General features: G+C 61.7%; 33 protein-coding genes. 18 read left to right on the top strand and 15 right to left on the bottom strand.

What is annotated here, in order from left to right; translation table 11 throughout:
• Positions 1-2 precede the first annotated feature (2 nt).
• The 18 genes from AC069K_RS16525 (at position 3) to AC069K_RS16440 (ending at position 17,960) form a co-directional block, all read left to right on the top strand.
• Positions 3-1,427, top strand: a complete 1,425-nt coding sequence (locus tag AC069K_RS16525) for a phage portal protein (RefSeq protein WP_478616588.1) — start codon at positions 3-5, stop codon at positions 1,425-1,427.
• Between the two features lie 69 nt (positions 1,428-1,496).
• The gene (locus tag AC069K_RS16520) at positions 1,497-2,078 is read left to right on the top strand and encodes a hypothetical protein (RefSeq protein WP_478616585.1); all 582 of its coding nucleotides are present in this window, start codon (positions 1,497-1,499) and stop codon (positions 2,076-2,078) included.
• Between the two features lie 14 nt (positions 2,079-2,092).
• On the top strand, positions 2,093-3,133 hold the full coding sequence (locus AC069K_RS16515) for a hypothetical protein (protein WP_478616582.1): 1,041 nt from the start codon (positions 2,093-2,095) through the stop codon (positions 3,131-3,133).
• 11 nt (positions 3,134-3,144) lie between these two features.
• Positions 3,145-3,744 carry a phage gp6-like head-tail connector protein gene (locus AC069K_RS16510; protein WP_478616579.1) on the top strand — a complete coding sequence of 200 codons (600 nt, stop codon included), beginning with the start codon at positions 3,145-3,147 and terminating at the stop codon, positions 3,742-3,744.
• Complete coding sequence (locus AC069K_RS16505) at positions 3,737-4,054, top strand: head-tail adaptor protein (protein ID WP_478616576.1); 318 nt, start codon at positions 3,737-3,739, stop codon at positions 4,052-4,054. Before AC069K_RS16510 ends, AC069K_RS16505 begins: the two co-directional genes overlap by 8 nt.
• On the top strand, positions 4,051-4,416 hold the full coding sequence (locus AC069K_RS16500) for a hypothetical protein (RefSeq protein WP_478616573.1): 366 nt from the start codon (positions 4,051-4,053) through the stop codon (positions 4,414-4,416). The genes AC069K_RS16505 and AC069K_RS16500 overlap by 4 nt, the downstream gene beginning before the upstream one ends.
• Positions 4,413-4,799 carry a hypothetical protein gene (locus AC069K_RS16495; protein WP_478616570.1) on the top strand — a complete coding sequence of 129 codons (387 nt, stop codon included), beginning with the start codon at positions 4,413-4,415 and terminating at the stop codon, positions 4,797-4,799. Before AC069K_RS16500 ends, AC069K_RS16495 begins: the two co-directional genes overlap by 4 nt.
• A gap of 57 nt (positions 4,800-4,856) precedes the next feature.
• A complete protein-coding gene (locus tag AC069K_RS16490) occupies positions 4,857-5,447 on the top strand; it encodes a phage tail tube protein (protein WP_478616567.1) in 591 nt (196 codons plus the stop codon).
• Positions 5,448-5,516: 69 nt separating this feature from the next.
• Positions 5,517-5,822 carry a hypothetical protein gene (locus AC069K_RS16485; RefSeq protein WP_478616564.1) on the top strand — a complete coding sequence of 102 codons (306 nt, stop codon included), beginning with the start codon at positions 5,517-5,519 and terminating at the stop codon, positions 5,820-5,822.
• 50 nt (positions 5,823-5,872) lie between these two features.
• Complete coding sequence (locus AC069K_RS16480) at positions 5,873-6,235, top strand: hypothetical protein (RefSeq protein ID WP_478616562.1); 363 nt, start codon at positions 5,873-5,875, stop codon at positions 6,233-6,235.
• Between the two features lie 8 nt (positions 6,236-6,243).
• Positions 6,244-10,764: a lytic transglycosylase domain-containing protein gene (locus tag AC069K_RS16475; RefSeq protein ID WP_478616559.1), complete on the top strand. Its 4,521-nt coding sequence runs from the start codon at positions 6,244-6,246 to the stop codon at positions 10,762-10,764.
• A gap of 102 nt (positions 10,765-10,866) precedes the next feature.
• On the top strand, positions 10,867-11,772 hold the full coding sequence (locus AC069K_RS16470; RefSeq protein ID WP_478616556.1) for a phage tail family protein: 906 nt from the start codon (positions 10,867-10,869) through the stop codon (positions 11,770-11,772).
• Positions 11,773-11,798: 26 nt separating this feature from the next.
• Complete coding sequence (locus tag AC069K_RS16465) at positions 11,799-13,040, top strand: siphovirus ReqiPepy6 Gp37-like family protein (RefSeq protein ID WP_478616553.1); 1,242 nt, start codon at positions 11,799-11,801, stop codon at positions 13,038-13,040.
• 6 nt (positions 13,041-13,046) lie between these two features.
• Positions 13,047-14,111 carry a hypothetical protein gene (locus AC069K_RS16460; protein ID WP_478616550.1) on the top strand — a complete coding sequence of 355 codons (1,065 nt, stop codon included), beginning with the start codon at positions 13,047-13,049 and terminating at the stop codon, positions 14,109-14,111.
• 63 nt (positions 14,112-14,174) lie between these two features.
• The gene (locus AC069K_RS16455) at positions 14,175-16,502 is read left to right on the top strand and encodes a right-handed parallel beta-helix repeat-containing protein (protein WP_478616547.1); all 2,328 of its coding nucleotides are present in this window, start codon (positions 14,175-14,177) and stop codon (positions 16,500-16,502) included.
• 66 nt (positions 16,503-16,568) lie between these two features.
• Positions 16,569-16,853 (top strand): hypothetical protein, encoded by a 285-nt coding sequence (locus AC069K_RS16450; protein WP_478616544.1) that lies wholly within the window; start codon positions 16,569-16,571, stop codon positions 16,851-16,853.
• A complete protein-coding gene (locus AC069K_RS16445; protein WP_478616541.1) occupies positions 16,853-17,716 on the top strand; it encodes a peptidoglycan-binding protein in 864 nt (287 codons plus the stop codon). The genes AC069K_RS16450 and AC069K_RS16445 overlap by 1 nt, the downstream gene beginning before the upstream one ends.
• A gap of 10 nt (positions 17,717-17,726) precedes the next feature.
• Complete coding sequence (locus tag AC069K_RS16440) at positions 17,727-17,960, top strand: hypothetical protein (RefSeq protein WP_478616539.1); 234 nt, start codon at positions 17,727-17,729, stop codon at positions 17,958-17,960.
• Positions 17,961-18,053: 93 nt separating this feature from the next.
• Here AC069K_RS16440 and AC069K_RS16435 read toward each other — a convergent pair whose 3' ends face one another.
• The 15 genes from AC069K_RS16435 to AC069K_RS16365 form a co-directional block, all read right to left on the bottom strand.
• Positions 18,054-18,359: a hypothetical protein gene (locus tag AC069K_RS16435; protein WP_478616536.1), complete on the bottom strand. Its 306-nt coding sequence runs from the start codon at positions 18,357-18,359 to the stop codon at positions 18,054-18,056.
• Positions 18,360-18,612: 253 nt separating this feature from the next.
• A complete protein-coding gene (locus AC069K_RS16430; RefSeq protein WP_478616533.1) occupies positions 18,613-18,954 on the bottom strand; it encodes a histone-like nucleoid-structuring protein Lsr2 in 342 nt (113 codons plus the stop codon).
• A gap of 394 nt (positions 18,955-19,348) precedes the next feature.
• Positions 19,349-20,038, bottom strand: coding sequence for a hypothetical protein (locus AC069K_RS16425; RefSeq protein WP_478616530.1), 690 nt, complete (start codon positions 20,036-20,038; stop codon positions 19,349-19,351).
• Positions 20,039-20,391: 353 nt separating this feature from the next.
• The gene (locus AC069K_RS16420; RefSeq protein ID WP_478616527.1) at positions 20,392-21,810 is read right to left on the bottom strand and encodes a DUF3987 domain-containing protein; all 1,419 of its coding nucleotides are present in this window, start codon (positions 21,808-21,810) and stop codon (positions 20,392-20,394) included.
• 104 nt (positions 21,811-21,914) lie between these two features.
• Positions 21,915-22,241, bottom strand: coding sequence for a hypothetical protein (locus AC069K_RS16415; RefSeq protein WP_478616524.1), 327 nt, complete (start codon positions 22,239-22,241; stop codon positions 21,915-21,917).
• Entirely contained in the window at positions 22,238-22,465 is a 228-nt protein-coding gene (locus AC069K_RS16410; RefSeq protein ID WP_478616521.1) for a hypothetical protein, read from the bottom strand. The genes AC069K_RS16415 and AC069K_RS16410 overlap by 4 nt, the downstream gene beginning before the upstream one ends.
• A 219-nt stretch (positions 22,466-22,684) precedes the next feature.
• On the bottom strand, positions 22,685-22,909 hold the full coding sequence (locus AC069K_RS16405; RefSeq protein ID WP_478616518.1) for a hypothetical protein: 225 nt from the start codon (positions 22,907-22,909) through the stop codon (positions 22,685-22,687).
• Complete coding sequence (locus AC069K_RS16400; protein WP_478616515.1) at positions 22,906-23,256, bottom strand: hypothetical protein; 351 nt, start codon at positions 23,254-23,256, stop codon at positions 22,906-22,908. Before AC069K_RS16400 ends, AC069K_RS16405 begins: the two co-directional genes overlap by 4 nt.
• Positions 23,257-23,264: 8 nt before the next feature.
• On the bottom strand, positions 23,265-23,567 hold the full coding sequence (locus tag AC069K_RS16395; RefSeq protein ID WP_478616512.1) for a hypothetical protein: 303 nt from the start codon (positions 23,565-23,567) through the stop codon (positions 23,265-23,267).
• 75 nt (positions 23,568-23,642) lie between these two features.
• Complete coding sequence (locus AC069K_RS16390; protein ID WP_478616509.1) at positions 23,643-23,954, bottom strand: hypothetical protein; 312 nt, start codon at positions 23,952-23,954, stop codon at positions 23,643-23,645.
• Positions 23,955-24,204: 250 nt separating this feature from the next.
• Complete coding sequence (locus AC069K_RS16385) at positions 24,205-24,528, bottom strand: hypothetical protein (protein WP_478616506.1); 324 nt, start codon at positions 24,526-24,528, stop codon at positions 24,205-24,207.
• A gap of 29 nt (positions 24,529-24,557) precedes the next feature.
• On the bottom strand, positions 24,558-25,322 hold the full coding sequence (locus AC069K_RS16380; protein WP_478616503.1) for a hypothetical protein: 765 nt from the start codon (positions 25,320-25,322) through the stop codon (positions 24,558-24,560).
• Between the two features lie 332 nt (positions 25,323-25,654).
• A complete protein-coding gene (locus AC069K_RS16375) occupies positions 25,655-25,861 on the bottom strand; it encodes a hypothetical protein (protein ID WP_478616500.1) in 207 nt (68 codons plus the stop codon).
• Positions 25,862-25,863: 2 nt separating this feature from the next.
• Positions 25,864-26,154, bottom strand: coding sequence for a hypothetical protein (locus tag AC069K_RS16370; RefSeq protein ID WP_478616497.1), 291 nt, complete (start codon positions 26,152-26,154; stop codon positions 25,864-25,866).
• Positions 26,154-26,441 (bottom strand): hypothetical protein, encoded by a 288-nt coding sequence (locus AC069K_RS16365; protein WP_478616494.1) that lies wholly within the window; start codon positions 26,439-26,441, stop codon positions 26,154-26,156. The genes AC069K_RS16370 and AC069K_RS16365 overlap by 1 nt, the downstream gene beginning before the upstream one ends.

Below are 26,441 nucleotides of genomic sequence, written 5' to 3'. Positions count from 1 at the left end.
CATTGGCCGATATTGAAGTTGGGTCACCACCCAATACGCCTTCGGGCTGGGTCGACTGGCTACATTCCAAGCTCCTCCGTCGTCGGACTTACCTGAAGTTCTGTTCCGACTACTACGACGGCAAGCATCAGCGGATGGTCTTTGCTCAGGCCAAGTACCAGAGTGAGTTTGGCCGTCTCTTCGACGGCTGGTCAGACAACTTCTGTGGGCTCATCGTGGACAGCGTCAATGAGCGCATGTTCATCGACGGCTTCCAGATGACCGACGAGCCAGGCGGAGACAAGGACGCTCGGGAAATCTGGCAGCGCAACCACCTGGACGCCGAGTCGAACGCGGCCCACCTGGACGCGATGGTTCACGGTGTCTCGTACGCCATCGTGTGGGCGGACGGTGCCGGCGAGCCGACCATCAGCATCGAGAGCGCTGAGAACGTGGTTGTCCAGTACCGGCCTGGAAGCCGCTGGGACATCGAGGCCGCAGCCAAGTTCTACACGGACGACTGGGGACGCGAGTTCGTCACCCTGTGGTGGAACGGCAGCGTCTACACCGGGAACGGCCTGGCAGGCCAGTGGGGCGACTACAAGGCCGCCAAGAACCCGCTCGGTGAGCCTCCCGTTGTCCCCATCCCGAACCGGTCTCGTCTCACCGGTCCTCCGATCTCCGACCTCTCTGTTGTCATCCCCCTTGCTGACGCGATCAACAAGACCGTGGCTGACGCCCTGGTGGCCAGTGAGTACGCGGCATGGCCCCAGAGGTACGTGACTGGCCTGGAGATCCAGGAGGACGAGCAGGGCCGTCCCGTCGAGCCCTACCGCGTTGCCGTGGACAAGCTCCTTCAGGCCGAGAACCCAGACGTGAAGTTTGGGCAGTTCGAGGCCGCAGACCTCAAGAACTACGTGAACTTGGTCAACATGCTGGTTCAGCATATGGCCTCTATTTCCCGTATCCCGTTCCACTACTTTCTGTTGAACGGCGGTACTGCCCCCTCCGGTGAATCCATCACCTCTGCTGAGGCTGGCCTGATCGCAAAGACCCGAGAGCGCATGTTGCATTTCGGAGAGGCTTGGGAGCGCGTAATGCGCCTTGCCTTCCGAGTGATGGGCGACAAGAGGGCCGATGCACACGGCGCTGAGGTCATCTGGCGTGATCCCGAGAACCGGACCGAGGCCCAGCATTATGACGCCCTTCTGAAGGCTCAGATGATCGGCGTTCCAAGAGACCAGCTCCTTCTTGATGCGGGCTACACGCCGCAGCAGATTGAGCGCTTCCGTGTCATGCGGGAGCAAGACGCCAAGGACGCAATGGAATTGGCGAAGAAGTACCCGGCCCCACAGCCGGAACAGCCCAACGACCAGAAGGCCAACGAGAAGGAAGCTCGTAAGGCCCCTCAGGGCAACTCGGGCAACGCAGCTCGCAAGGCCGCGTAGCTCGCATTCACCAAAGGACGGCTCCCGCAATGGGGGCCTTTTTTGATGCCACCGAAATGGAAGGCTCCCATGGACGACACCACGCAGAACACCGAGAACAACCAGCAGGCCCCCGCCGGCACCGAGCCCCAGAAGGCTCCGACCGTCGAGGAGCTTCAGGCAGACGTGGAGCGTTGGAAGACGCTCTCTCGCCAGAACGAGAAGAACTACAACGAGGCCCGTACCGAGCTTTCCAAGCTCAAGGAAGCGTCCATGACGGACGCCGAGAAGGCGATTGAGAAGGCCAAGGAAGACGCGCGGAATGCTGCGCTTTCCGAGGTTGGCTCTCGCCTTGTTGAGGCCGAGCTTCGCGTTCAGGCGGCTACCGCTGGTGTGACTCTTCCGCCTGCCGAGTTCCTGAATGTTCAGCGCTTCATTGGTGCTGACGGGTCTCCGGACACCGCTGCCATTCAGACGTTTGTGTCGTCCCTTCCGCAGCCGTCCAAGGCCCCTGAATTTGCCCAGGGGATTGGCCTTGGCCGTCAGGGCGATTCCGGGGGTTATGCCGCCGGTCAGATCGGCCGTGACGCCCTTTCCCGTATGTCTCCCCAGGAAATTGCTGCTGCCCGAAAGAAGGGACAGCTCGACGCTCTCATGAGGGGGGACCTCTGAAAATGAGGTAACGCATGACCTTTACCACTCAGACCGGTAACAACACCGGTGCCGGCCAGCTCCAGGCCGCAGGGGGCCACTTCATCCCCGAGATTTGGACCGCCCAGCTCCTTGAGGATCTGGACGACAATCTTGTCCTTGGCTCCCCGGAGATCGTAAACCGCCAGTACGAGGGCGAGTTTCGGCGTGAGGGCGACGTTGTGCGAATCCCGCACTTCGTTGACACCGTTTCCGACAAGGGAATCGTCAAGGCGTACGGTTCCATCGGTACGGCGGACCACGCGGCGCTTGAGTACATCAAGATGACCGTGGCTAAGGGTTCGAGCTTCCACCTGGAGCTGGACAACCTTCACCAGCTCCAGACCAAGACCGGTATCGACCTCATGAGCAATCTGGTCAAGCAGCGTGCTCGCACTCTGGCGAACACTCTTGACTCGCTCATCGCCAAGACCATTCTCGCGGCCGTTGCGGGTAAGGACCTGAATGGTTCGGAGGACCGCAACGCGACCGTTTCGGGTCTGCCTGCTCTGCACGGCAAGATCGACGGCATTGTTGAGGCCAACTTCACTGCGGGCGTTGACATCTCGGTCTATGACTTCGTGGTCGCGATGCTCGAAAATCTCGACATCAAGGGCGCTCCGCAGGATCGGTTCCTGTTCATCTCCCCGAAGCTGCGTTCTGCGCTTCTGCGTGACCCGAAGTTCATCGACGCTTCTCACTTCGGTGGGGGCGCGGTTATGCCTTCCGGGGTCATCGGTCAGATTCTCGGTGTTCCGGTTCGCGTTGCGAACACCCTGGGTTCTCACACCCGTCCCACTGAGAAGCTGGTCAAGAACCGTCACACCGACTTCTCTTCGGTGGACATGTTCATGGGCTCGACCTCAGCCGTTTCGCTCATCGTTCCGTTCGCGGAGATGCAGGCGTACCAGCCAGAGGCGAAGTTCACCAACGCCATCAAGAGCCGCGTCATCTACGACGCGAAGGTCATTCGGCCTGAACAGCTCATCGTGGCGCAGAACGTTGAGGCCCTGATCGCGACCCACAACGCCGCGTAAGGAGAAACGTTTTGCCTCTGGCTTCCGTTGACGATGTGGCCGCCCGTCTTGGGCGGCCCATCGCCGCAGACGAAACCGCCCGCGTTTCTGCCTTCCTGGCGGACGTTACGGGCCTCATTGAGGACTACTGCGGTCGGGACCTGGACAGGCGGAGCGGCCAGAGCATCACCCTCTACCCGGAGGGTGGCTGTGCCCTCCCTGTACCGGCTCGGTATCAGACCTTCCTCACCGTGTCGGCCGTCGAGCAGGACGGCCAGGCGGTCACTGACTACACCTTCAACGGTCGTCAGTTGACCCGTGATGCCGGCTGGGGCGAATCCGCGGTGACTCTCTCGGCCTCCTGGGGCTACGAGGACACTCCCGCTTCCCTCAGGGCGATTGCCTGTTCAGAGGTGATCCGGTGGCTTGCCCTCTCCCCTGGTGTCGAGTCGGAACGAGTCGGTGAGGTTGAGGTGACGTTCGCAGGTGCCAGCTCGGCACAGACGCTCTCAACGGCCACCAGGACCAGCCTCCGCCAAGGGCGGTGGCGTCGTGGTGCTGTCGGCTCCCTGGTACTCCGCAGAGAGGGCCCCGTCCTCGACCTGAGGGGGCCTGTTGTTCTCCATGACTGATCCGGTCGAGGTCTGGCGGGCTCCCAAGGTCAGCAACGCCTACACCACACATCCCGACTGGGACCAGGCCGTGAAGGTCTGGGAAGGCACTGCCTCTGTCCAGCCCGACAAGACATATGAGTCCTTCTCTCCTGCCCGTGACCAGTCTCAGGAACGGCTCTCCGTGTTCCTGCCGTACGGGGCCGTCGTCGCCTCTGGCGACAGGGTGAAGCTCGGGGGCCAGTTCTATGAGGTCGACGGAGAGCCCGAACGCTGGGCCTACACGTCCCGCCGGCACCTGAAGCTCTCCGCCTGGAGGGCCCTGAGATGAGCCAGCCCAAGAGCGCCCGGACCAAGCTCGTCCTTCATCGCGGGTGGCAACGCGAGGTGTTCACTCTCCCCGGTACCCGTGAGGCCCTGGAACTGGCCGTGAAGCGCATTGACGCCTACGCCAAGGGCGACGCTCCCCGACGCTCCCGTAACGGTCGTGCCTGGAACTCCATTCGGAACCAGATCGATGCCGTTGTCTATATGGACCGTGACGGCTGGTACGGCGGAATCATCATCGAGGGCAACCCCCGAGCACGTCACGCAATGCTGCAAGAGCGGGGCTTCACGAGTCCACGGGGCCGCAGGGTGAAGGGCCGTCGTTGGCTCAAGGGTGCCCTACTGAAAGCGAGGGTCGATGAATGAGGATCGATCCCATTGAGTTTCTGGTCACCTACCTCGAATCCGTCTCGGAGATCCCGGATGGTTCCGTTCTCGGTGACCTCAACAATCACGTCACTGGCGAGACAGCCGTCTACCTAGAGCACATGGGCGGATTCCGTGTTGTGCGGGACTCCATGGACCGCGTTGACGTGGAGTACGCCGCTTACTCGATGGACCGAAAAACGGCCATCGATCTCGCCCTTCTCGTTCGAGAGAAGTTCTTGGAGGAGCTTCCGAACACTTCGGTTGGTGGCGCTCTCGTCCTGGACGTAGAGGAGATCGACTCTCCGAAGTACGACCCTGACGACTCCTCGCGCGAGCACGTCTATTGCGGTCAGGTAGCTGTCTTCTACACCGCCGCATAATCCCCAACCCCCGTAGGCCCCCTCTCGGGGGCTTTTTTTATGCCCTCTGGAGGCCCCATGGCCAATGACGCCAAGAAGATTCGGTTTGCGCCTAACGGCTCGATCTATGTTGCTCCTGCTTCGCAGAGCCTCACCGTACCGACTGACCTGGGTACGGCGGAGACCCCGCCAACTGGCTACAAGGCCCTCGGGTACGTGGATGAGGGCGGCGTTACCCTTACGCCTGCCATCGAGACCCAGCCCGTCAATGCGTGGCAGTCGGCTACCGCAGTCCTTTACAACGTGACTTCTGCTTCGTTCTCTGTGAAGGCGACGCTCCAGGAGACGAACGAGGTCACTACGGAACTGTTCTGGGGTGCTGAGTGGGTTGAGATCATGTCGACCGACCCGACCCCTGTTGGTACTGGTGTCTTCAAGCTCGACCTCTCGTCCACTCCTGAGCTGAAGGAAATCAGCCTCGTTGTGGACTGGAACCAGGGTTCCATCCGGAACCGTGTGGTGATCCCGCGAGCCATGATTTCCGACCGTGGTGCAATCCAGCTCAGCCGCACCGAGAACGGCAAGTTCGAGCTGACGATTGAGGCTCTGGACTCCGCCGGCAAGCTCGGTTACGTCCTCACCAACGACGACATCGTTGAGGGCCCGTAAGTAATGCCCTGAGCCGGGGCGGGGTTACGTCCCCGGCACTCTCTCTCACCCACCCCAAGGAGTTGCCCCATGTCCACTCAGAAGAAGTCTGGTGCGAAGAAGAACGGTGCCAAGAAGGTTGCTGCGGCTGCCGCTGAGGCCAAGAAGACCTTTGCGACGTTCGAGCACCGCGGGCTCACGTTCAAGCTCCCGCACCCGCGCAACTTCCCGCTCCAGGTGCTCATGACGGATGACGAGCTGGTTGCCACTCAGCTCATCCTTGGCGAGGACCAGTGGGCCGCCTACCTGTCGACCGAGCCGGACATTGAAGACTTCGGTGAGCTTGCCCGCAAGATGTCTGAGGCTCAGGGACGGGACGACGAGTCGGGAAACTGATTGCAGTCGTCCGCGTCATTCAGGAGTTCCCTGACGAACTCGAAGCCGACTTGCTTGAGTTCTTCGGCGTTGACCTCCTGGACCTGTGGCGCGGACGGCTTTCACTGCGTCGCATCGGTGTCCTCATCCACTCTCTGATGAGCAAGCCCGGACGCTCAACTCTCCTTATGGCCATGGACGATCGTGCCAAGTGGCCCGAGAGCAATTACATGCTCGCGCGTGTGTCTGACGCGCTTGAGCTTTCCAACTTCCTCTTCCTCAAGGCGAACGTCGATGAGTCCGACGCCAGAGACCTTGAGCTTCCTCCACCGATTCCACGGCCCGGCGAACCGGAGCCGCAGGCCGGTCCAGAGCCACAGTTCAGCGACGCGCACGAACTGAACGACTTCTTTGGGCGGCTGAATAGCGCCTAGGGGGTTCCATGGCTGAAGGATCGCGCGGCCCAATCAAGGTCGGTACTGGCTACGTCGAGATCATTCCCAAGATCCTCCAAAAGGACATTGACGAGCTGCGGGCCAAGGTCACTTCCGAGATGGCCAAGCTCGGAGCTACGGCCGCCAAGGAAGTAAACAAGGCCGTGAAGGAGGGCCTTGCTGGTCTGCCGAAGGAAACGCAGAAGCAGGCGAAGAAGGCCAAGGAAGCCGTCGAGAAGGAAGCCGTCGACTCAGCCAAGACCCTGAAGCGGATCGAAAAGCAGATCACGAAGGAGTTTGGCGAGGAGGCCGCTAAGCGGTTCCGTGAGTACCGGAAGACCGAAGAGAAGAAGCAGAAGCTACTTGCTCAGACCTCGACCGAGACGCGTACCGCTCTCCGTGAGACCGTGCGCCAGGAGGAGCAGGCCGCCAAGCAGCGCCAGGCCGCCGCTGAGCGCCTGGAACGCGACCGCCGACAGCTCCAGATCCAGACGCAGCGCGAGCACGACCGCATCGAGCGGGAGAAGCGCCAGGAGGAAGAGCGTCAGGCGAAGCTAGCTCTTGCGGCCCAGAAGGAGGCCCTGAGGGCTCAGGTTGCCGCACAGCGTGAGGCCGTTCGTCAGCAGGTAGCCGCCCTCAAGGAACAGGCCGCAGCACAGCGGGCCGTACTCCAGGACGGCATTGCAGACCAGCAGCGGCGAATGGTCCAGCTCCGGGACCAAATCCGGGATATCAACCGGAACATCAACACGACCAACACGACCACGCAGTCTTATTTCACCAAGACTGGAACCAGCCTGAAGAAGATGGGCACGTGGTTCGATCAGGTCGGAATGTCCATCAACGAGGCAGCGAACATTTTGACCACTCGCTTCCTCGCTCCTCTGGCCACTGCCGGCGCTGCCCTGACGGCCATTGGTGTTGAGAACGCGGATAAGCGTCTTCTCGGTCAGCTCGGTCTTACCTCGGCTGGTGTTTCCAAGTCTGTCTCTGCTCAGCAGATGCGGGCGATCCAGGAATACGCGATTAATACGCCGTTCTCGATCGATGTCATGCACGAATACCAAATGAAGATGATTCGTTCGGTAGCGGGCTCGGACAAGAACTGGTACAGCAAGGACGCTTCTACGCGGACCGGTGCAGCCAATAAGGCTGCCGAGAAGACGACTGACATCATCATGGCTATCGGTGACTCGATGGCCCGTGCCGGTAACCTCAATCCTCAGCAGTTCCAGCGCGCTATGTACGCGATGGACATGATCATGGATATGGACCGTGCGCCAACGAAGAACGTCAAGCAGTTGGCCGCAGCCTCCGGTATGCCTGCCTCTGAGCTTGCTCAGCTCCTTGGGTTCAAGAACTCACAGGAGATGTGGAAGGTCATCGGTACTCCTGCCAAGGATGGTGGCGGCGTAACCGGTCAGCAGATCGCTAACGCGATGCTGAACTACTGGAACCCCGAGAAGTACAAGGGTGGCCAGAAGGGCGACGGTTCCAAGGGTTTCGCTGCCCAGATGACGAGTCAGACCATTACTGGTCGGCTTCAGCAGATGAAGGAGCGAGCCTCTTTCGAGCTGGGCAACCTGTTCATCAAGGAAGACGAAAACGGCCAGTACCGATACACCGACCTCGGCAACAAGCTCGCGGGCAAGGATGGAATCCTGGACCAAGTTCAGGATATGGCCAAGAAGTGGGCCCCTAAGGTTGATGACTTCCTTGAGGAGTTCCTTGACGCGGGCTCGCACTTCCTCACCATGCTCGACACATCAGCAACATGGCTGGAGGAGTCCGGACTTGCCGACCTCGCCAAGCCAATCGCTGACTTCCTGATCAAGTGGGGTCCGCTGATCCTTGCCGTGGGCCTCCTGTCCAAGGTCATCGGCAAGGCCACTGGGCTTGTCGGTAGGGCTTTCTCCCCTCTTGCAGGGGCAACACGCGCTGGTGTCCGCGCCTACGAGGGACAGCGGGACATCCGCAGCCAGCGCCGTGCAGCTCGGGACGCTCGCAACGAGGCACGCAGTAACGGTTCCTCTCGTCGGGAGGTCCGCCAGGCGGGCCGTGACGCCTACAGGCAGCAGCGCACGACCAACCGCAACGGTGACAGCCGTACGACTGGCAGGCGGCTCCTGGACGGCTTCATGGGCCGTGACTCCCGAGAGCAGGACGGACAGCGCCAGATCCGAGCCCTTGAGGACCAGATCCGTGAGGCTCGGGACGAGGCCACCAACCTCCGTGACGAGCTGCGAGAAACCAACCGTGAGTCCATGCGGCAGATCACGGCCGCGCTCGCCAGCAACGGCTCCAGCTCGGTGCAGGGTGCCGCTAATCAGGCGGGCCAGGCGGTCAACTCCGTCCAGACGCAGGCACAGCAGGCCAACCACACCAGCCTTGACCAGCTCCGCCAGGAGATTGAGAAGGTTGAGAAGGCCGCGCGGGATGTGGTCTCCCGTCTTGGCACGGTCAAGAACGACGTAGACGCGCTGAACGGCAAGAACCTCAACGCGGTCACCACCGAGTTCGATCAGCTCAAGTCGGCTGCCCAGAACGCCGGAAAGGAAATCACCTCCGACAACACCCGTATCGGCAATCTCGACAAGAAGAATGTCAACGGGGTGACTGGCTCGGTAAACGGGCTGCGCGATGCCGCGAAGAAGGCTGCCGATCAAATCGGTGACGGCGCTATGTCGTCGTCCACCTCTGGCCGAGTGGCCAACCTGAACAAGCGTCGGCTGACGGACATCATCGGTGAGTTCAAGAAGCTCACGGGTGCCGCAGATGACGCCTACAAGAAGGTTGGTCAGGGCACGGGTGCGGGCTCGCTCGCTGGTCGTATTGGACTCCTCAACGGGCGTTCGCTGAAGGACATCACTGACAAGGTCAAGAGCCTTGAGAAGGAACTGAAGGACGCCAAGGGTGAGGCTGAGGGCCTGGATACGGCCCTTGGGAACATCTCCAAGAAGAGCCCTGGTGGTGGCGGCTCCTCTGGTGACGGCAAGAAAAAGAAGAAGGCCCGCGGTGGCGTCATGCGCACGTCTGACGTGGGCGGCGTCATGCCGGGCTACTCACCTTGGGTCGACAACATCCCAGCGATTCTCTCGCCGGGTGAGGCCGTTCTTCGCCCTGAGGTAACTCAGGCCATTGGTCCCGAGACGATCAACTCTTGGAACGCTTTGGCGATCCGAGGAAAGATCAGCCGTCATGCTCGCGGTAAGGGTGGTGGAAAGTTCGACCTTGACCAGATCAAGGAACTCATCGAACTGCAAAACATCTACCCCGTGGGCACTGCGATGCTCAAGACGATGAAGCTCGACGGGTCTTCTGACCCACTCGGCGGAGACGTTCAGGGCGGAATTCTGCGGACGGGTGACCACTCCGCCGGCATCGGCGGTTCCGTGGCGGCCACCAAGTTCAAGGGCATGTACGACTGGATGACTGAGGACGTTTATACGCTCCTCAAGAAGGTGCCCTCAGGTATCGGCCAGATTGCCGGGATTCTCGGCGGTGCCCTCGGTCCCGTCCTCGGAGACTACTTCTGGGACGACGTTTGGAAGGGTCAGGGAAATATCGTTGACCGAGGTCAAAAGTACCTCGGTGACGTGTTCTCCATGAAGACCCTGGAAGCCGTCTGGGACAACCTTTGGGGCGGCGTGACGGATTCCCTGGGTTCAATCTGGGATGCCGTAACCAACCCGATCGACACCTTCACCGGGGTGTTCGATGACATCGGGGACATCGTTTCCGGGTCTTACAACAACCTGATTGGGATGGTCGAGACCGTAAAGGAAATCAAGGACGCCCCACTTTCCTACGTCGGCCGCGTTGCTCAGGGCTTCATGGACAATGCCCAGGAAGCTATGCCGAACCTGGATGGCCTGTTCGACTTCAGCGACGGTGCCAGGGTCAACGCCAAGACCCCGGACTTCGGGGCGAATATGTCGGCTCCTGGCAAGGGCTCCGGTGCTCAGAAGTGGGCTCCGATAGCTGCTCAGGCGCTTGGCATGCTCGGTCTCCCCGCAACCGCTCTGCCTACAGTCCTGCACCGTATCGGGTTGGAGTCCGGCGGTAACCCGAACATCGTCAACAAGTGGGATTCCAACTGGAAGGCAGGACACCCCAGTGTCGGCCTTATGCAGGTAATTGGACCCACCTTTGCGGCATACGCCGGGATGTTCCGGAAGACCGGTCCCTTCATGTACGGAACTTCTGTTAATCCGCTGGCCAACATCTATGCGGGCCTCAACTACGCGAGAAATCGCTACGGGTCCCGTTGGCAGTCTGTTCTTGCAGGCAACACCGGTTATGCGACTGGCACCCTTTCCGCGTCCCCAGGGCTCGCCCTGGTGGGTGAGAAGGGCCGTGAACTCGTCGCCTTCGGTGGCGGAGAGCGGGTGTTCAACAACGAGGAGACCGAAGGGATTCTCAACGGCAAGAAGTACGAAATTCACGTGCATGAGGCTCGCACCGAGCCGACGCCTCAGGCCGTGCTTAGGGCTCTCAGAACTGCGGAGGCCCTTTACACGACCCTGTAAGGAGGCGCTATGCCAATTCCGGTGAGGGCCAGACCGGCACCGCCAGTAGTCGTTACGGCTACTCCGCCGGCACCGGTCTCCTGGGGTCGGACGAGCGTTTCTGTGGTCGGGAACAACGGTCAGGGGGAGGAAATCCCCCTGACCCTGTTCAACGGCCGCGAGTGGCCAGCCATCCTCATGCAGCCCGGTGCCACGGGCCTGGATATGCCACCGTTCGCGCTCTTCTCCGATGACTCCCCCAACCTCGACGGCTCTATCTACCGTTCTGCTCGTGCTTCGGCACGAGAGATCATGATTCCGGTACACCTCCACGGCGTTGACCGCCGGACGGTGAATCAGCTCAAGCGCAAGCTGTTCCAGTCACTCAATCCAAAGCGCGGGTATTGCCTCCTGAAGTTCACAGAGGGAAGCGGCCGAACCCGGCAGCTCACCGCGTACTACAAGGGCGGCATGGAAGGTTCCGAAGGTACCGACTCAGCAGGGTTCACCTGGGCTAAGTACGCCCTCACTTTCACGGCTATGGACCCCTGGTTCTACCAGGATCAGTCAGAGACCGTGCGATGGGACTTCGGTGCCGGCCAGCCACTTCTAAGCACCACCGCGGCCTTCTTTCCCATGAAGATTGCTGATGGTGTCATGGGCGGTCCGGGCGAAAGTCTCGTGATCTCGAACCCTGGCGACATCGAGGCATGGCCCATATGGAAGCTCTACGGGCCCATCAAGTCGTTCAACCTCACCAGCCCGTACGGAGAAGTCGTCAAGGCGTCTCCTCCTTCTGACGGCTCGGATCTCGTGCCACTCGGTCGCGTCCTATCCATCGATACCCGCCCTGGAAAGAAGACGGTGAAGGACAACCTAGGCACCAACTATTGGTCCAAGCTCGACACGAACCCGCAATTCTGGTCGGTCGAGCCTGGAGACACAAATGCATCTGTTTCTGTGGTGACCGGTTCAGGCAAGGCGTCAGTTGTTCTTACCTTCCAACCCCGGTACGCATCTTTCGTGTAGGGGGACTCTTGGGCTACCGAGTTGAGGTGTTCGACAAGAACTTGAAGCGCATTGGCGAGATTGATGAATGGATCTCGCTCGACTTCACGGTACGGCTCTGCCAGGAAGGCGCCTGGCAGATCCTCATTAAGGACGGCACCACTCAGTCTCAGCTCATCGAGAAGGGCGGGGGCATCGCCATTTGGCAGGACGGAGTTTCCAAGCCGCTCCTGTCTGGTCAGGTCGACACCTTCCAGAAGTATTGGACCAAGCTCCAGCACACGGGAACCGGTTCCCTCTACATCGCCGGAAAGTGTCACAACACCCTGGCTTACAGGCGTCTCGCCTTCCCTGACCCGACAAAGACCGTAGACAAGCAGTATCAGTCTCGGCTTTACACGCGTCCCGTCAGGAGCCTCTACGCGCCTGAGGCAATCTGGGATGAGTTCAACACGGCCTTTGGTCCTGGTGCCCTTGCGGACCGCCGTGTGAGTTGGGTGAACCTCGGTACCAGACCTACGAACCCCCTTGGCACCAACGTCCCGACGCCATGGGGCCTCGGTGACTCCCTCCGTTTCGACAACATCGGATCGAAGGTTGAGGAATGGTACGACAAGCGCAACTTTGCTTATCGCTTCCTCTACAACGGCACCACTCAGAAGGTCGACCTTGAGATTTTCTCGCCGCGCGACAAGTCCAAGGAAGTGCGCTTCTCCCCTGAACTGGGGAATCTCCGTGAGTACATCTGGACCCTCTCCGCGCCCAAGGTAACGCGGGCCATTGTCGGCGCTGCCGGCGAGAAGCGGGATCGGTACTACTACCAAAAGGTAGACAGTGACTCCGAGTCCGAGTGGGGCTTGAAGGTCGAGCAGTTCATTGACCGCCGGGACATCCCCTTGAAGGTGGACGTCAATACGGGGCAAGTCGTGAAGTCGGAAACCGACATGACGACCGACGACTACAACACCGCCCTTCAGGCAGCCCAGGAGGCTGCGACGGATGCTCTCACCGAGGGCGAGAAGAGCGGCAACTTCCAGATTTACCCCATCGACACTCCCGATTGCGCCTTCGGGAAGCACTATTTCGTGGGCGACAAGGTGACCGTTGCCGTGGACGGCACGGAATACACAGACATCGTGCGCGAGGTTGTCATTTCGGTAGATGACGGGGGCAACGTCCAGGACATCTCTCCAAAGATCGGCCAGCAGGGGACGGGAGACCCGCTGAACCTCTACAAGACCGTTTATGACATGCAGAAGAAGCTACGCAAACTTGAGGCAAGGATGTGATGCCCGGTGGCAGAACTTAGCTACCCGTTTAACGCGGACAATGCCAACGGCGGCTCACAGATTGTCTCTCAGTCCCAGTGGCAATCCATGGCTCGTATGTGGGGAGGCGACAGAGTTGATTTCCAGCTCACCGCCTCTTCGTACGGAACCACTTCCCTGCCGTTCAACGCGACCATCGTCAACGGCCGTACCGTTCAGATCAACCCTGGTAAGGCGTGGGTCGGGGGCTTCTACTACACGCTCACGTCCACGCTGTCCGTGACGATCCCCAACAACAGCACGACCAAGCCCCGCAAGGATCTCATCGTCCTCCAGGCCGACATGTCCAAGAGCGCGGTGAACATCGCCGTTGTCACGGGCACGGCTGCGGCAACTCCCGTAGCTCCAGCTCCCCGCCGGCAGGTGGGTGGTATCTGGGAGATGCCCCTTTACGAGGTCGACGCTGCGGCCAACAACGCCTCCATCTCAATCTCTGGTCGCATGCCGTTCGACATGCCTGGGCAGGTCTCGTACCCGTGGAACGCGGCTCCCAGTGCGGTCACGCTTCCTCGGGGCACGTTCACGTACGACCTGGACAGCAACGGCGGTGACAGCCAGAGCGAGGCGTTCAATGGACGTGACGGCTATGTCGTCACTCGCCACCTGGGCGACTCCAGGACGTACACGCCGAGCATGGTGAACATCGGTAACCCTGCCACGCGGTCCGGGCGTTGGCGCTGGATCGCGCCCAATACGGTCTGGTTCTCGGTCTACATCGCCAGTACGTCAACGTCAGACCTCAAGATTGCCAAGGACTTCACCTACGGTGTAACGCTCCCTGTCCCGGCAAATGGATCGACCGGACAGATTTTCTCGGGGCACTTGGACAACAACGGATCTGACGGTTCTTCGGTCCTCCCGAACTTCGTGGACATCACTGCGAAGGTCAACCGAGGTGGCAGCCAGTCCACTATGTGGCTCTACATGCCTAATGCCAACTACACGGCCAACACCGGACTTGACGGCATCGCTTACTTCCCGCGCAAGGGTTTCCTCACCATCTCCGGGGTTTACGAAGCCAACGTGCTCTAGTCGCCAACAGATCAGAAATTGCTCAGCCCCCAACAGGGGGCTTTCTTGTTTTCAGGGGGAATCATGGCTCGATATCTGTTTGGCGGCACCGCGGCTGATGTGGCCGAGGACGTTGCGGGTGCTCGCGTACCGGGTGCGACCGGAACTGTTTGGGATGGTGCTTCGGAGGGGGCAGCCCAGGTAACGGACCTCACCGACCTGGGCGGGGCTCCGCTCACGATGCTCGTCGCTGACGAAGACGGCATGATCCCTGGCTTCTACGGCCCTGACGGTGCTGTGCGCCTCTGGATCGACTTCGGAGGCCCCCGTGTTGCCCTGGTGGCCAACGATGTTGGAGAGCGTCTGTCGGCGCACGTGGCGGCTGATGACCCGCACGGCTCCCGAGCTGCCGCTATGGCAGAGGTGAACGCCCTCCGAGGGGCAGCGAACGGCCTGGCCACGCTCGACACCACAGGCAAGGTACCTGCTTCGCAAATTCCCGCCCTGTCGGCTCCTGACCTGCTCGACTGGCTCAACGTCCAGTCGCCACAGTTCGGTGCCAAGGGCGACGGCGTCACCGACGACACCAATGCCATCCAGGTGGCTATCAACGTCGCCGGCATCGGGGGAATTGTCTACTTCCCCAAGGGTGTATACGTCATCTCGGCTCCGCTCGACCTCCCCCGAGGTGTGACCCTTCTCGGCACCCATTCCAACCTCATGGTGGGCCCTGGGATGGCTGACGAGGACTTCCCTTGCTACATCCAGGCCGCTCCGTCTATGACGACCGGTGCCATGGTTCAGATCATTGGTGACAACGACGGAACCCACCCGGCAATCAATGGCGAACAGCGCATCATGAATCTGATGTTTGACGGTTCTAAGGTGCCCGCCGGAAACCTCGATGGCATCTACGCCAGGGGAAACGTTCAGAACGTCGTTATGCGGGATGTCTGCATTCGGAAGATGCCAAACAACGGCATCATCACCGGGAGCAACACCGCCAACGAGTTCCCCTACTCCTGGCGTCTTCACTCCGTGATGGTCGACAACTGTCACGCCAACGGCATTGTCTTCGAGCGCCAGACCGACCTTTCCATGATTGATGTTCAGGTCATTGGGTCTTGGGCGACTGGATTCCGGATCATCAACTCTGCGAACACGACTCTTCAGGGGTGCCGCGCTGAATGGTGCGGCGGTCACGGCTTCCACCTGACAGGAGCATGGGGCAACTGGCCTGGCTCGGGCTCCATGACCATGAATGCCTGCTCCACTGACCGCAACGGTTGGCATGGTGTATTCATCGACGCAACCGGTAACGGGCCATTCATCATCAACGCCCTCAACACGCGTCGGGACGGGCGGAATGGTGGTCCTGGTGGTGGGGGTTACGCGGGCCTCGCCCTGTCCAATCGGGCTCCGGTTGTCGTCAACGGTCTCGGCTGCTACGTGGGCACGGATGACCAGGGCACGGCCAACACGAGCCCCCAGTACGGCGTGAAGCTCTCCGGAGCCCGTGACGTACTCCTCGATGGCGCGTACCTCCACGGCGCGACTCAGGGCCTCTACGACGACGGCACCAACGAGCGCATCGTCATCGGTGTCAACGTCTCCACTGTCGCCGGCAACAACTACGCCGAGGACCGCAGCTCGCTCCTTGCCCAGCTCGGCCCCATCCAGGCGAAGTCTGGTGTCATCGCCGGGCCTCTGAACGTGGGCACGGCAGGCCCCGGCCTGGGTGGCTCTGCTGGTCCGATCATCGCCCTGAAGAACGCAGACACCGCCCCTACCTCGAACCCGACCAACGGTGTCCTCCTTTACTCCGAGGGCGGCGTTCTCAAGGTCCGGGACGCGGGTGGTCGAGTGGCCAGCCTTGCGGACCTGGGAAGCCTTTCGTGGCAGGCCCATGAGCACGGCCTCAAGGCGTGGACTCAGGACCCCGCTGGGTGCGGCAGCTTCGGCGCACCGAATACCTCAGGTGTTCTCTATCTGAGCAAGGTAATCCTTCGCTTCCCCACAACGATCAACTCTGTCTATCTGACAGTGACTTCGGCGGGGACTGGCCTTACGACTGGTCAAAACCTCGTGGGCCTGTATGACGCGAATGGCGTAAAGGTCACCGAAAGCGCGGATCAGAGCGCGGTGTTCAACTCGATCGGCACGAAGAATGTTTCTGTTGCCTCGAAGACCCTAACTGCCGGTGGTTACTACGTAGCAGTTCTTACCAACGGCAGCACCCCGCCTTCACTGCTGCGGGGTAACGGAGCCTCGGCCTCTTCACTGAATGTCGGTCTGCCGGCGAACGCTGGTCGGTTCCTGGATTACAGCTCCGGTCTTACCAACCTTCCGGCAACGGTCAACCTGAGCGCGGCGAGTCAGAACGCTTCTGCCCGCTGGGCTGCCATCGCCTAACCCCCACACCTGCACGTCTGCTGAGGGCCCCTTCGGGGGCCCTTTTGCATGCCTCCTGGAGGCCCAATGACCCTCTCTCAGTTCTTCTCCTACTCGGGGCCTCTGGCGACGTTCATAGCGGCTGCTGTCGTCATCCTCGCGGCTTTCCGAACCAATACAGCGCGCGTCTGGAAGGAAGAGGCGGAAGCCCAGAAGGCCCGCGCTGAGCGCCTTGAGAACGACCTCAAGGAGATTAAGGAACGGCTGACGCACATTGAGCGCGATAACGCGCGTCTCGTCGCCTTGCTGACTTCTCTCGACCCCAACCGGCTTGCCGCTGCGCGGCTTGCGACTAACCCCCTGGAGGACTAATGGCAACCATTTGGATTTCCGGCGCTGAGCGTCTCGGAGATGGCTCCATTGGCGGTGCCATGGACAAGCCCGATGCTCCTGCCCGCGTTGTTTGGCACACCACCGAGTCCGGTGCTGGTGATGCGGCTTTCAAGAGCGTGGCCGACTATCTCATTTCGATCGGTGCCGAGCCGCACATTCTCTACGACCCAACCACGGACCGAATCGGCCAGTTCGGCCCACTCAGTGAGAGCGCCCGAGCGCTCAAGAACGACGGCTCTACGCGGACTAACCGAGTCGGTAAGGCATGCATTCAGATTGAAGTTCTGGCGCGGGCGGCCAAGCCTTTCACGGGCTATTGGAAGCCCGGACCTAACTTCAAGAAGCTCATGACTGCGATTCGCTCTTGGGGGGTGCCAGACGTTTTCCCGATGGGTGAGCTTGCCAGTGAGTACGGGGACAATTCCGCCAATCGGACCCGTTCCGTGTGGCTCTCCGAGGGTGGCCACTATGGCCATTGCAACATTCCTGGCAATGACCACTGGGACCCCGGCGCCATCGACAAGAAGGCGCTGTTTGCTGCGGCTCCTAAGTCGTCCACTGGCGGAGACTCGGGCAAGCCAACCCCCTCCCCCAAGCCTTCTATCCCTGCCTTTCCTGGCGCTTACTACTTCCGTGCTGGTGCCAAGAACCAGTACGTAACCATGCTCGGTCGGCAGCTCGTCAAGAAGGGGTACGGACGCTTTTACAAGCAGGGGCCAGGCCCTCAGTGGACTGCTGTGGACCGTGCTGCGGTCCGGGCTTTCCAGCTTGCCCACAAGGAACTGAGGGGCGACGCGGACGGCTACCCCGGTCCGCTCACCTGGAAGATGCTTTTCAGCTAAGGGAGACCCATTGACTGACTTCATTTCCAAGCATGGCGTTCGAATCTATTCCGTCCTCGCGGCCCTAGTGCCGGCGCTCGTCCTGGTCTGGCCTAAGGTCCCGTGGGAGGCCCTTGTTGCGGCCTCCGCTGGCCTGCTCGGTGTGGGTGTCGTTGCGGCCAGCCACGAGGACACCAAGACCCTGCGAGCCCTCTACAAGGACAGCCCGTTTGAGGCCGACCTTCGCGGGGAGTCGGGCGAGTAACCCGACCATGAACTAGGTGCAGGGGTGCACCTGGGGTAGAGAGAAAACAAAAAAGGCCCCCTCCCGGAAACGGGAGGGGGCCTTTTCGTCGTTTCAGCCGTGGCAGATGGCACAGCGTTTCACGTAAGCGTCACAGTCACACTCGCTCTTACTCCCGGTCTCGCTGTACGTCCCTGCATGAACAAGGATCACCGAGGCCGCGTAGTCCTCGCTCAGGAAGTGCTCAGCCCGGAGGATCGCCAGGAGGCCGCGCCGGATGCCGTCTGCACGAGCATTGGCGATGCGCCGGGCCGGACGGCCAAGGCTGCTCGACCTCCGCAGCTCGTCAACCAGCTCCCCGAGGAGACGCTTGTACGCGCGCCCGTAGCTTTCGATGTCCGGTGCCGTGGTTCCGCTCACGTCACCACTTCCGGCTCAGGTCAGAAGTCGCGACCGGGGTCCACCGCCGGATGGGGTGGATCTTCGCCTTCCCCTCCTTGACGGCCTCTAGCGCCAATCTGTTCGCCTCCTGGGCGTCGGACGCCTCTATGTAGACCTCAGCCGATGCATGGGCGTGGAGCGCCACGCGATACCGCTTCTTCACTCTTGCTCCCATCCAAACGAGAAGCGGCCCACCCCCGGAGGGATGGGCCGCTTACTTGCTGCTGCTGAGTTACTTGTTAGCCGCCGCGTACGCCTCCTTGATGGAGGCGGGGACCCGGCCACGGGTGCTGACCTCCAGCCCATTGTCAGTGGCCCACTTCCGCAGCTCCTCCGGGCTGGGCTCCCCAGCGGCGCGCTGCACGGGGGTACGCCCGCGGCTGCCGGCGGAAGCCCGACCGCCCGTCTTACGGCCACCCTTGACGAACGGTTCCAGGAGTTCACGGAGCTTGTCCGCGTTGGCCGTGCTCAGGTCGATCTCATACGTCTTGCCGTCGAGTGCGAACGTCACCGTCTCGTCCGCCTCGCCCCCGTCGAGGTCATCGATGAGGAGAACTTCAACCTTCTGAGCCATCTTCTGTACCTACTTAGCTAGTCTCTGATTACGACGGAGAGGGCCGGTTTCCGTCGTGTCCTTACACGGAAACCGGGGCCCTTGCTGCACGGAGGCTTTCATGTCAGCCCCCGGTCTTTCAACCTGGATTCAGTCTCGCCACTCCCCCTGTGCCCACTTCCGGCACAGAGGAGCGTAACGACCCTGCACCACACGGCTAGTTGTGGTCCGGGTCTTCGGCATTGCGGTGGGGACCGGGCTCGTCCGGTCCGGGGTGGTTCGCTCACTCATCCCTCAGTCTCATCCTTCGGTTCTACACGCTTTAGGCTACCGCTCGTAAAGCGCACTCCTGGGGCTGTGGAGGTTCCTCCACGGAATAGCGCTGTTCACGGTGGTGCTTCCTTGCTGTCTTGCATTAGTCCCGGATCTCTTCGATGGGCGTGAACTTCTCCAGAGTCCAGTACCCGACCAGTTCGCCCGTCACGACGTGGTGCACAGGCTTGCCGAAGACCAACTCAGTCACGTTCTCGGGCTCGTCGTCGCCCTGCTCCTGGTCGTCGTTCTCGGGCTCCTGGTCCTGGTGCTCGTCCTCCTCGGGCGCGTAGGCCCACCAGACCTGAGACTGAAGCGAGCCCGTGAAGATGACCTCTCCCGAGCCCACAGCCTTGACCTCGTAGCGCCCGGCCTCCGCGTAGCTGATCTCGGCAAGGGTGCCGTTGTCGGTCGGCTCCTTCGACCGCTTGCCACCCTTCCCACCGAAGATGAGCCGCGCGCTCACGTCGAGCCTCGCGGAGCGGACAGCGGGGATGTTCCTGATCTCCCCGTGCATCCACTCACCCGGCTTCGGGGCCTCCGTCTTGCGGATGAACCCGTGATCGGGGATGAGCGTGGTCCAGGTCGAACGCGTCGCGGGGTCGGTTCCCTTCTCCCCGACACACGCCCGGATGGCCTTGACCTTGACGCCGTTGTGGGTGGCCTTCATCTCCTGAGGTTCGGTCAGCAGCGTCCCCACGCGGGTGACCTCGTGCCCTCGGGTGTCCTTCCCGAAGGCGGTCACGTAGTCGCCCGGCTTGACCGTGGCGAGCATCGTCTTGAGGTCTTCCATTTGTTCCTCTTCCTCCCAGTTCGGGGAACGCTTCGTGTTCCCGTGTTCCCGACTGTCGTTGAGCACCTTCAAGGCAGGCGCATCTATTTGCCCGGCGCACACATCGCAGTCACAAGCATGACCAACACACACCAGGCAGCCCACTTCGTCACATAGACGATCTGGCCCATACCCATCGCCCCTGTTGTACGAATAGGGATACAACACATGCTCTCGCTCGTAAGGGTGCCCATGAGCGAGAGGCACCCCAGGGCAGGCGAACGACGCGTCCCGAGCCCTGCTCTCACTGGCGAACGCCGCCCGGCATCCGGTGCATTGGTAGCGGCCTTCCGGCCGCAACTGCACGCGATGCTTCACGCGTTGGCCTTCTTAGCCGCCTGCCTCCGGGCAGGGGCCTTACGAGGTGCCGGCGGGGAGCCCGCAGGGGTGGCCTTCGGCGCCCGAGCGGTTGTCTTCTTCGCAGGTGCCGCCTTCTTGGCGGGGGCCCGTCGCTTGGGCGGAGCCTTGACAGGCTCCGGCTCCTCCACAGGGTCAGGCTCGGGCATGACCTCCACCAACTTGAAGATCACAGGGTTGGCCCCCGGCCTGGCCTGCTTCTGCTCCACGATCTCAACGTCTGCCATGTCTTCGGCGGTGTTGAGAATCTGAGCAGCCGAGTACCGAGACGAGAGCGCACGGTAAAGCTGCGTGCTCGTCATCTCGCCCCCGTACATTTCGAGCTTCTGACGGATCTTGGCGTCAAGGGGCTGGATCGTACGGGACTTCACCACGTTGCTCTGAGAGATGAGCTGCTTCACAGAGGCTATGGAGTAGTCCACGAACGCCTTAGCAGCGTCGAGCGCCTTAACCGTGACCATGGTCTTCCGCTCAGCCGCAGTCAGGACACAGGCAACGCGCATGACCTGTTCGCCGGAACGCTCGATGTAGCAAGACACGTCCTCGGGCAACTCCTCAAGGGCGTCCTCGTATTCCGCGCTGATGTCGTCAAAGCGGTCCGCTGCTGCGTCGCTCAACTCCATCTGTCGGGGCTCCTTCTGCACCCATTCATAGGCCAGACGAAGGGAGCTGCTGACCTTGATCTCATCGAGCGGGCTGCCCTTGTAGTCCCGTCGACGGAGACGCTTGGACCGCTCGACCATGACCGGAAGAATCCGGTTGTACGAGCCTCCCTGTGCCTCGGTCGCGCTGATGAACTTGGCCCAGAGCGCGGGCTGAATGTGAACGTGGAAGCCAAGCGAAGGCTCGTTCACGGTGATCTCAACGCGCTTGCCGTCCTTCTTGGTGACGTTGGAAATCCGCTTCCCGTCCCAGGACGTACGAAGCACACCCGCATACTTCGGGCAACGCTTCGTGAGCTGAAGAGTGGTCGGCCATTCCTCGTCAATGACGAGGACCCGCCCGTCAAGCCCTCCCTCGGAGGTAAGCGAGTCCTGTTCGGTCTCGTAAAGGGTCTGCACGAGAGACGGACCCGAGGAAATACCGCCCTGCCGGCGGAGGGCAAGCCACTCCCCGATAGCGTCGTTGAGGATGGTCTCAGCCGTCGCCAGGGCGAAGCCCTTACGGCCAACCATGGAGCGGCCAGCAAGGGCCGTCCAGACCACCACCGGACGCCCGTCCGGCTGCATGAGCTTGCCGTTGAGGGCAGCCGAGTACAGCGCGAGCACAGCCGCGTGCACGCCGATGGGGTCAGCCTCGGTGTGAGGCATAGCGGCCTTCACAGCCGCGCCGATGGGCCCGTAAGCCATCGGCTCATATCTCGCTTTCTCGTCCACTTCCCACCTTCCCTGTTCTGTTGTGTCGGTACGTCCACACGAAGCGTGTGAGCGTCCATGGATCGGGCTGGACGTGTCCCTACTCCAGCCCTCACCAAAGAGGCTCAGCCCTGCTCGTTGTCCTCGCCCTCATCGATGCCGAGTACGGCGTTGAGGAGATCCGTCGATGCCTTCCGGGCGGATTCGGCGCTCTCCCTGAACAACTGGGCGGAGACCTTGTATCCGTGATTGGTCACGAATGACTTGTCCTGCTGCGCCTTGAGTTCCGGGTCCGCCTGGCCCGCCTTATAGGCGGCCTCGGCCTCCTTGGCGGCCTCCTCCATTCGTTCCACGTAGACCTGAAGCGCGGTACGGATGATGGTTTCGTGATCGGTCAGCACCGCGTGATAGCGGGTGGCCTGATCCATCATTCCGGCATCCATGTAAGTCACTTGCTCTCCTCCTGCGTGATGATCTCGGTTCCGATGGCGTCAATCCCGCCCTCGGTCGGGTCCACGTCGTAACCCTTCTGACTCACGAAGAGCCAGACCTGATGCTTGACCAGGATTCGGCTCTTCAGCGGGTGTGCAGAAACCTCCATCGACACCTTCCGACGGGGGCTCTTCTCAGTGGGTGCGGGGAACCACACCCGGTAAACAATCCATTCCTCACCCATGACGGACCCTCATTCGCTCGGAGGCGTAGGCGTATGCGGCCACGTTCACGAGAGCGTGAAGGGCCTTTCTGGGGCAGGCGTACTGATTTGCCAGGGGGCCCAGCTCGGCGCACAGCTCACGGAAGGCAGCCATACGCGTGCTCGGGTCCGGGTTGCCGGCGGCAGCCGTGGCCCGCGTCACGGCCTCCGCCATGTCCACGGCCCACCGGTTCGACGCGCTCACGCGGCCTCCTGGTGGGCGATCTGCTGAGCGTCGGTCCGATGGATGGGCCAGAGCCCCCAGGACAGCGGGACGGGCGCGTAACCCGCCCTCCAGCTCACCCAGTAGACCCAGCGACGGAAGGGCCAGACACCCCGCTTCTCCAGACAGATGACCTTGCCGACGTTGCCGGGCTCGCGGAAGTGCGAGACCCGATCACCCGGCCTGAACTCGGGCTTCCTCACTGCTGTATCCGCCTTTCCTCGGTAGGGATGATCAGAACGGGTGCGTCAGCGGGCCACGGGTCACACCAGCCACCCCAGTCGGCCAGCACGATGACCGGGCCCGCGTGATCCAGGGGGCAGACACCGCAACCGCAGTCGGGGTCATAGGCGTAACCACTCGCCGGATACTGGTCGTTGAAGTAATCCGACCGCCCGTTGTCATCAAATGACGCCAGGATCAAATCCCCGTCGCACACTTCCTCTGCAAGAGAGATGCGCGCTTGTGTCTCGTCCTCCAGGATCGGAGCATGGTCCTCGTCCTGGGGGTAGCGGGTCACGATGACAGGGAAGAACTCAAGGCACTTCATGCCGCCTCCTAAGCGAGCTTTTCCGGAACCCAGTTGAAGCCGTTTCGGCACGCCACGTTGTAGGCGTAGGCCGTCCAAAGCGTGGGTTCAGGGACGGACCCGAGGATGGACCGGGCCGCCGCGTGCAAGGGCTCGTCTTCCGGCGTGTAGGGAATGAGCGCCAGTTTGGGCGCTTCCCAAATGTGGTACGGGATGAGCGTTTCAGCGTCCCTCAGATTCAGCTCTACGCCCTCCTTTCTGGGCGTCCAAAGGATGTCCACGCGGACGGCTCCGATGGAATCCAGGCCAACCGCAATGTGCGAGTGATCCATTGCCTTCCTTTCGCTAGTCACCCGAGCAAGGGGCACGGAGGTGTGTCCTTTCCCGCCGTGCCCCAAACTCACCGACTAGCGGCGTGCGTTGTTCAGTGCGTCGATGGCCAGCTCACGCACGCCCTTGGGGAGGCATCCGGCGTGACGCCGTTCCCGGCGCATGTGGCTGTAGAACATGACGCCTTCCCAGTTCTTTCCGCCCTCCCCGCATCCGAGGAGGCAACGCACCTTCCAGTGCGTGTCACTTCCGGGGTACGGGGCGAGCGGTTCCCAGCCCAGTTCCTTGATACGGGCGAGCGCCTTTCGGGCCGCGTCGATGTTGCGCTTGCTCATTCCCGTCTTGAGTACGGGGTCCAGCTCGGGGAGTTCGGGGGCCTGCTCGGTCATTGCGTGCTTTCCTTTCGTTTCGTCAGATGCTCGGTGCGTCGGCGTGACGCCGTGCGTGTATGAGGTCAACGCCCCCATCGGGGCAGTGCGGGCACGGGATCGTGTTCTCTTTGTGCCACTGCTCGACAGTGACGAGAACTTCACCTTCACAGCCACCACATGTCATCGGGATCATGGGTTTCCCTTCGTTAGAGGCAAAGCAAAGGGCACGGACGAGTGTCCTTATCCGTCCGTGCCCCAAACTCAGCCGCTAGCGACGCGAGCGGCATTCCCGGCAATGCGCACACGGGTCCACGATGCGCATTCCGTCTTCGGCCAGCATCAGGGCCGACCAGCCCTTAGCAAGGGCCGAGTCGTCGCCCCCGCGCATGGCTGCCGTTGCCACCTTCCAGGAGTGGAAGCCGTCCGGGTCGGTGCTCTCCCACTCCTTCAGCACCCGATCCCGCTCCTGGGCCCACTCCGTCCGTTCCTGCTCGGTGTAGGCCACGAGGACCGGGCTGGAGCCCGGACCGTTCGGGTAGGTCTTGTACTTGGCTCCCGGCTCACTGACGTACAGGAGCCAGCGGAGCGACATTGCGATTGCCTGAGACTGTCGACGCACTCTCACTTACCACCCTTCTTGTTCCTGAGGTATTCGACGGCCTCACGCTCGACAAGCCGCAGCAGCTCAGCCGGAAGCGTGGCGCACTCCTGCCCGTGGTCCTCGCGCATGTAGACCGCGTACATGCTGGCTGCGTGCTCCTCCGCGCGCTTCCACGCCTGGCGGGCGTCAATGCACTGCCGCTTGTTCAGGTCGAGCGGGAACCATGCGAAGTGCCTCCGCCAGTAGTGCAGTTCGGCCAGCGGACGGACCACGCGGATAAGGGCGAGCCACATGTTCCGTTCGGTCTTGGTCGCCGCGCCTTTCGCGCGCTCCTTGATGGACGGGTGATCCAGGGGAGGAACAATGCGCTCTCCGATGATCGGGTCATTGGGAATGAGCCCGTACTCAGTTCGGTACTCCTCCAGCCGGACGCTTTCCCACCCCTTCATTACTCCCGCGTGTTCACCACACACGATCATGCGCAGCCGATCACCCTTGTAAAGGGTGGTGCGGACGACCACGCCAGGCCAGGGGCAATGCCCCTTCTCGGCGTTGCGGTAGACCTCACACAGGAACTCGCCCTTAACGGCGGTCTTCGCGTCCTCGGCGGTCGGGGCCCCCCCGACCCATACCGTTGTGCGCTTCTCCGTGTCGTACTCGTACGCGAACCACTTCACAGGGTTCGGCGCTTCGTTCACCTGCACCACGTAACCGCCGTACTCCTCCGTTCCCTCCTTACCCAGGTAGAAGATGCCGTCATAACCGCCCTGCCGCCATTCGGCCATTGGATGCGCCCCTTCCCTTACTTGACTTCCATGGACAGCACGCGGTTTACGTGAATGTCCTCGTGCAACCGCATGTCCGTACGTGCGCCTATACGGCCACCGATACCGGTCACGCGTCCCGTGAGCCTCACTTCTCCATCCAGGAAGGTGATCCACAGGGACTCATCCGGGTAGAGCCCCCGGAATGCCGCCTTAATCGTCTTGAGAGTGAGCACCACTCTCGCCCTTCTATCCGAGCCTCTGAGCTTGTCTCTAGAGACTGGCCGAGTAGGGCATGGGTGATCCCGTCCGGAATTCCGGGTGACGCTTCCCATGCCCTCTACGGTCAACCGCTAGCGGCAGAGACGGCCGTTGCCGTCCTCCCAGACGTAAGAGCCGTCCTCGTACGTGCGCTTGTTGCATGCACCGTCGAGAAACCCGTCATTGAATGCGTCCACTTCCATGCGGAGCACTTCCCCGCGCATGTGATGGAAGGTGACGCCGGATGCGAGAGCCGCCCCCAGGAGAGCGGCCAGCAGCGCGATTACGAGCGTGCGCATGGTCATCCCTCCTGAGTGAGGGAAACGCAGCCCTCACGGACGTAATGGATCTGCTGAGCGACCGTGCGCCGCTTCCCCTCGTCGTAGGTGTCGCTCACCATGTCCGCGAACCACGACCGCCCCTCACGGGTGCGCCGCAGCTCGATGCACGGCGGGTAGGGCAGCGTGCCGACCAGCACACGCACCCGGTAGGGCACGTGCGACTTGACCGGGGCCGCGTGTGCCTCTGCCTTGGCGACACCCCCGAGGATGGTCACCAGGGCGAGCGCGATCATTCCGAGACGCGTACGCATCAGGCCGCCACCTCCGGAAGCTCCCGCGTGATGAACGGCCGTTCCGCGTTGCGGATGAACTCCACGGCGTCAGCGAACTTGCCGCTCACCCGGAATCGGAACGCCACGGTGAGCGGGGCCTTCGGGTTGTGGCTCCAGTAGTCGGGGCGACGGTGCGCCACCGACCACACCGAGCCGTCAGACAGCTCCACCACTTCCCGACTGGTCAGCGCTACGTCTCGCAGCTCGAAACGCACGGTCCGAACAGGCTTGAGCACGATCACGCGATCCGTGCTGAGGTCGATCAT

This window comes from Streptomyces sp. NPDC043908, assembly GCF_056435525.1.
The sequence above is the reverse complement of the archived record's forward strand: the minus strand, read 5'-3'. Positions and strand labels throughout refer to the sequence as shown.

Bases quoted from the DNA above. Each gene is read 5' to 3' on its own strand.
- AC069K_RS16520 (WP_478616585.1), top strand. From the start codon at position 1,497: ATGGACGACACCACGCAGAACACCGAGAACAACCAGCAGGCCCCCGCC.
- AC069K_RS16515 (WP_478616582.1), top strand. From the start codon at position 2,093: ATGACCTTTACCACTCAGACCGGTAACAACACCGGTGCCGGCCAGCTC.
- AC069K_RS16505 (WP_478616576.1), top strand. From the start codon at position 3,737: ATGACTGATCCGGTCGAGGTCTGGCGGGCTCCCAAGGTCAGCAACGCC.
- AC069K_RS16500 (WP_478616573.1), top strand. From the start codon at position 4,051: ATGAGCCAGCCCAAGAGCGCCCGGACCAAGCTCGTCCTTCATCGCGGG.
- AC069K_RS16495 (WP_478616570.1), top strand. From the start codon at position 4,413: ATGAGGATCGATCCCATTGAGTTTCTGGTCACCTACCTCGAATCCGTC.
- AC069K_RS16490 (WP_478616567.1), top strand. From the start codon at position 4,857: ATGGCCAATGACGCCAAGAAGATTCGGTTTGCGCCTAACGGCTCGATC.
- AC069K_RS16485 (WP_478616564.1), top strand. From the start codon at position 5,517: ATGTCCACTCAGAAGAAGTCTGGTGCGAAGAAGAACGGTGCCAAGAAG.
- AC069K_RS16475 (WP_478616559.1), top strand. From the start codon at position 6,244: ATGGCTGAAGGATCGCGCGGCCCAATCAAGGTCGGTACTGGCTACGTC.
- AC069K_RS16455 (WP_478616547.1), top strand. From the start codon at position 14,175: ATGGCTCGATATCTGTTTGGCGGCACCGCGGCTGATGTGGCCGAGGAC.
- AC069K_RS16450 (WP_478616544.1), top strand. From the start codon at position 16,569: ATGACCCTCTCTCAGTTCTTCTCCTACTCGGGGCCTCTGGCGACGTTC.
- AC069K_RS16445 (WP_478616541.1), top strand. From the start codon at position 16,853: ATGGCAACCATTTGGATTTCCGGCGCTGAGCGTCTCGGAGATGGCTCC.
- AC069K_RS16430 (WP_478616533.1), bottom strand. From the start codon at position 18,954: ATGGCTCAGAAGGTTGAAGTTCTCCTCATCGATGACCTCGACGGGGGC.
- AC069K_RS16425 (WP_478616530.1), bottom strand. From the start codon at position 20,038: ATGGAAGACCTCAAGACGATGCTCGCCACGGTCAAGCCGGGCGACTAC.
- AC069K_RS16410 (WP_478616521.1), bottom strand. From the start codon at position 22,465: ATGGGTGAGGAATGGATTGTTTACCGGGTGTGGTTCCCCGCACCCACT.
- AC069K_RS16400 (WP_478616515.1), bottom strand. From the start codon at position 23,256: ATGAAGTGCCTTGAGTTCTTCCCTGTCATCGTGACCCGCTACCCCCAG.
- AC069K_RS16395 (WP_478616512.1), bottom strand. From the start codon at position 23,567: ATGGATCACTCGCACATTGCGGTTGGCCTGGATTCCATCGGAGCCGTC.
- AC069K_RS16390 (WP_478616509.1), bottom strand. From the start codon at position 23,954: ATGACCGAGCAGGCCCCCGAACTCCCCGAGCTGGACCCCGTACTCAAG.
- AC069K_RS16385 (WP_478616506.1), bottom strand. From the start codon at position 24,528: ATGTCGCTCCGCTGGCTCCTGTACGTCAGTGAGCCGGGAGCCAAGTAC.
- AC069K_RS16380 (WP_478616503.1), bottom strand. From the start codon at position 25,322: ATGGCCGAATGGCGGCAGGGCGGTTATGACGGCATCTTCTACCTGGGT.
- AC069K_RS16375 (WP_478616500.1), bottom strand. From the start codon at position 25,861: ATGCGCACGCTCGTAATCGCGCTGCTGGCCGCTCTCCTGGGGGCGGCT.
- AC069K_RS16370 (WP_478616497.1), bottom strand. From the start codon at position 26,154: ATGCGTACGCGTCTCGGAATGATCGCGCTCGCCCTGGTGACCATCCTC.
- AC069K_RS16365 (WP_478616494.1), bottom strand. From the start codon at position 26,441: ATGATCGACCTCAGCACGGATCGCGTGATCGTGCTCAAGCCTGTTCGG.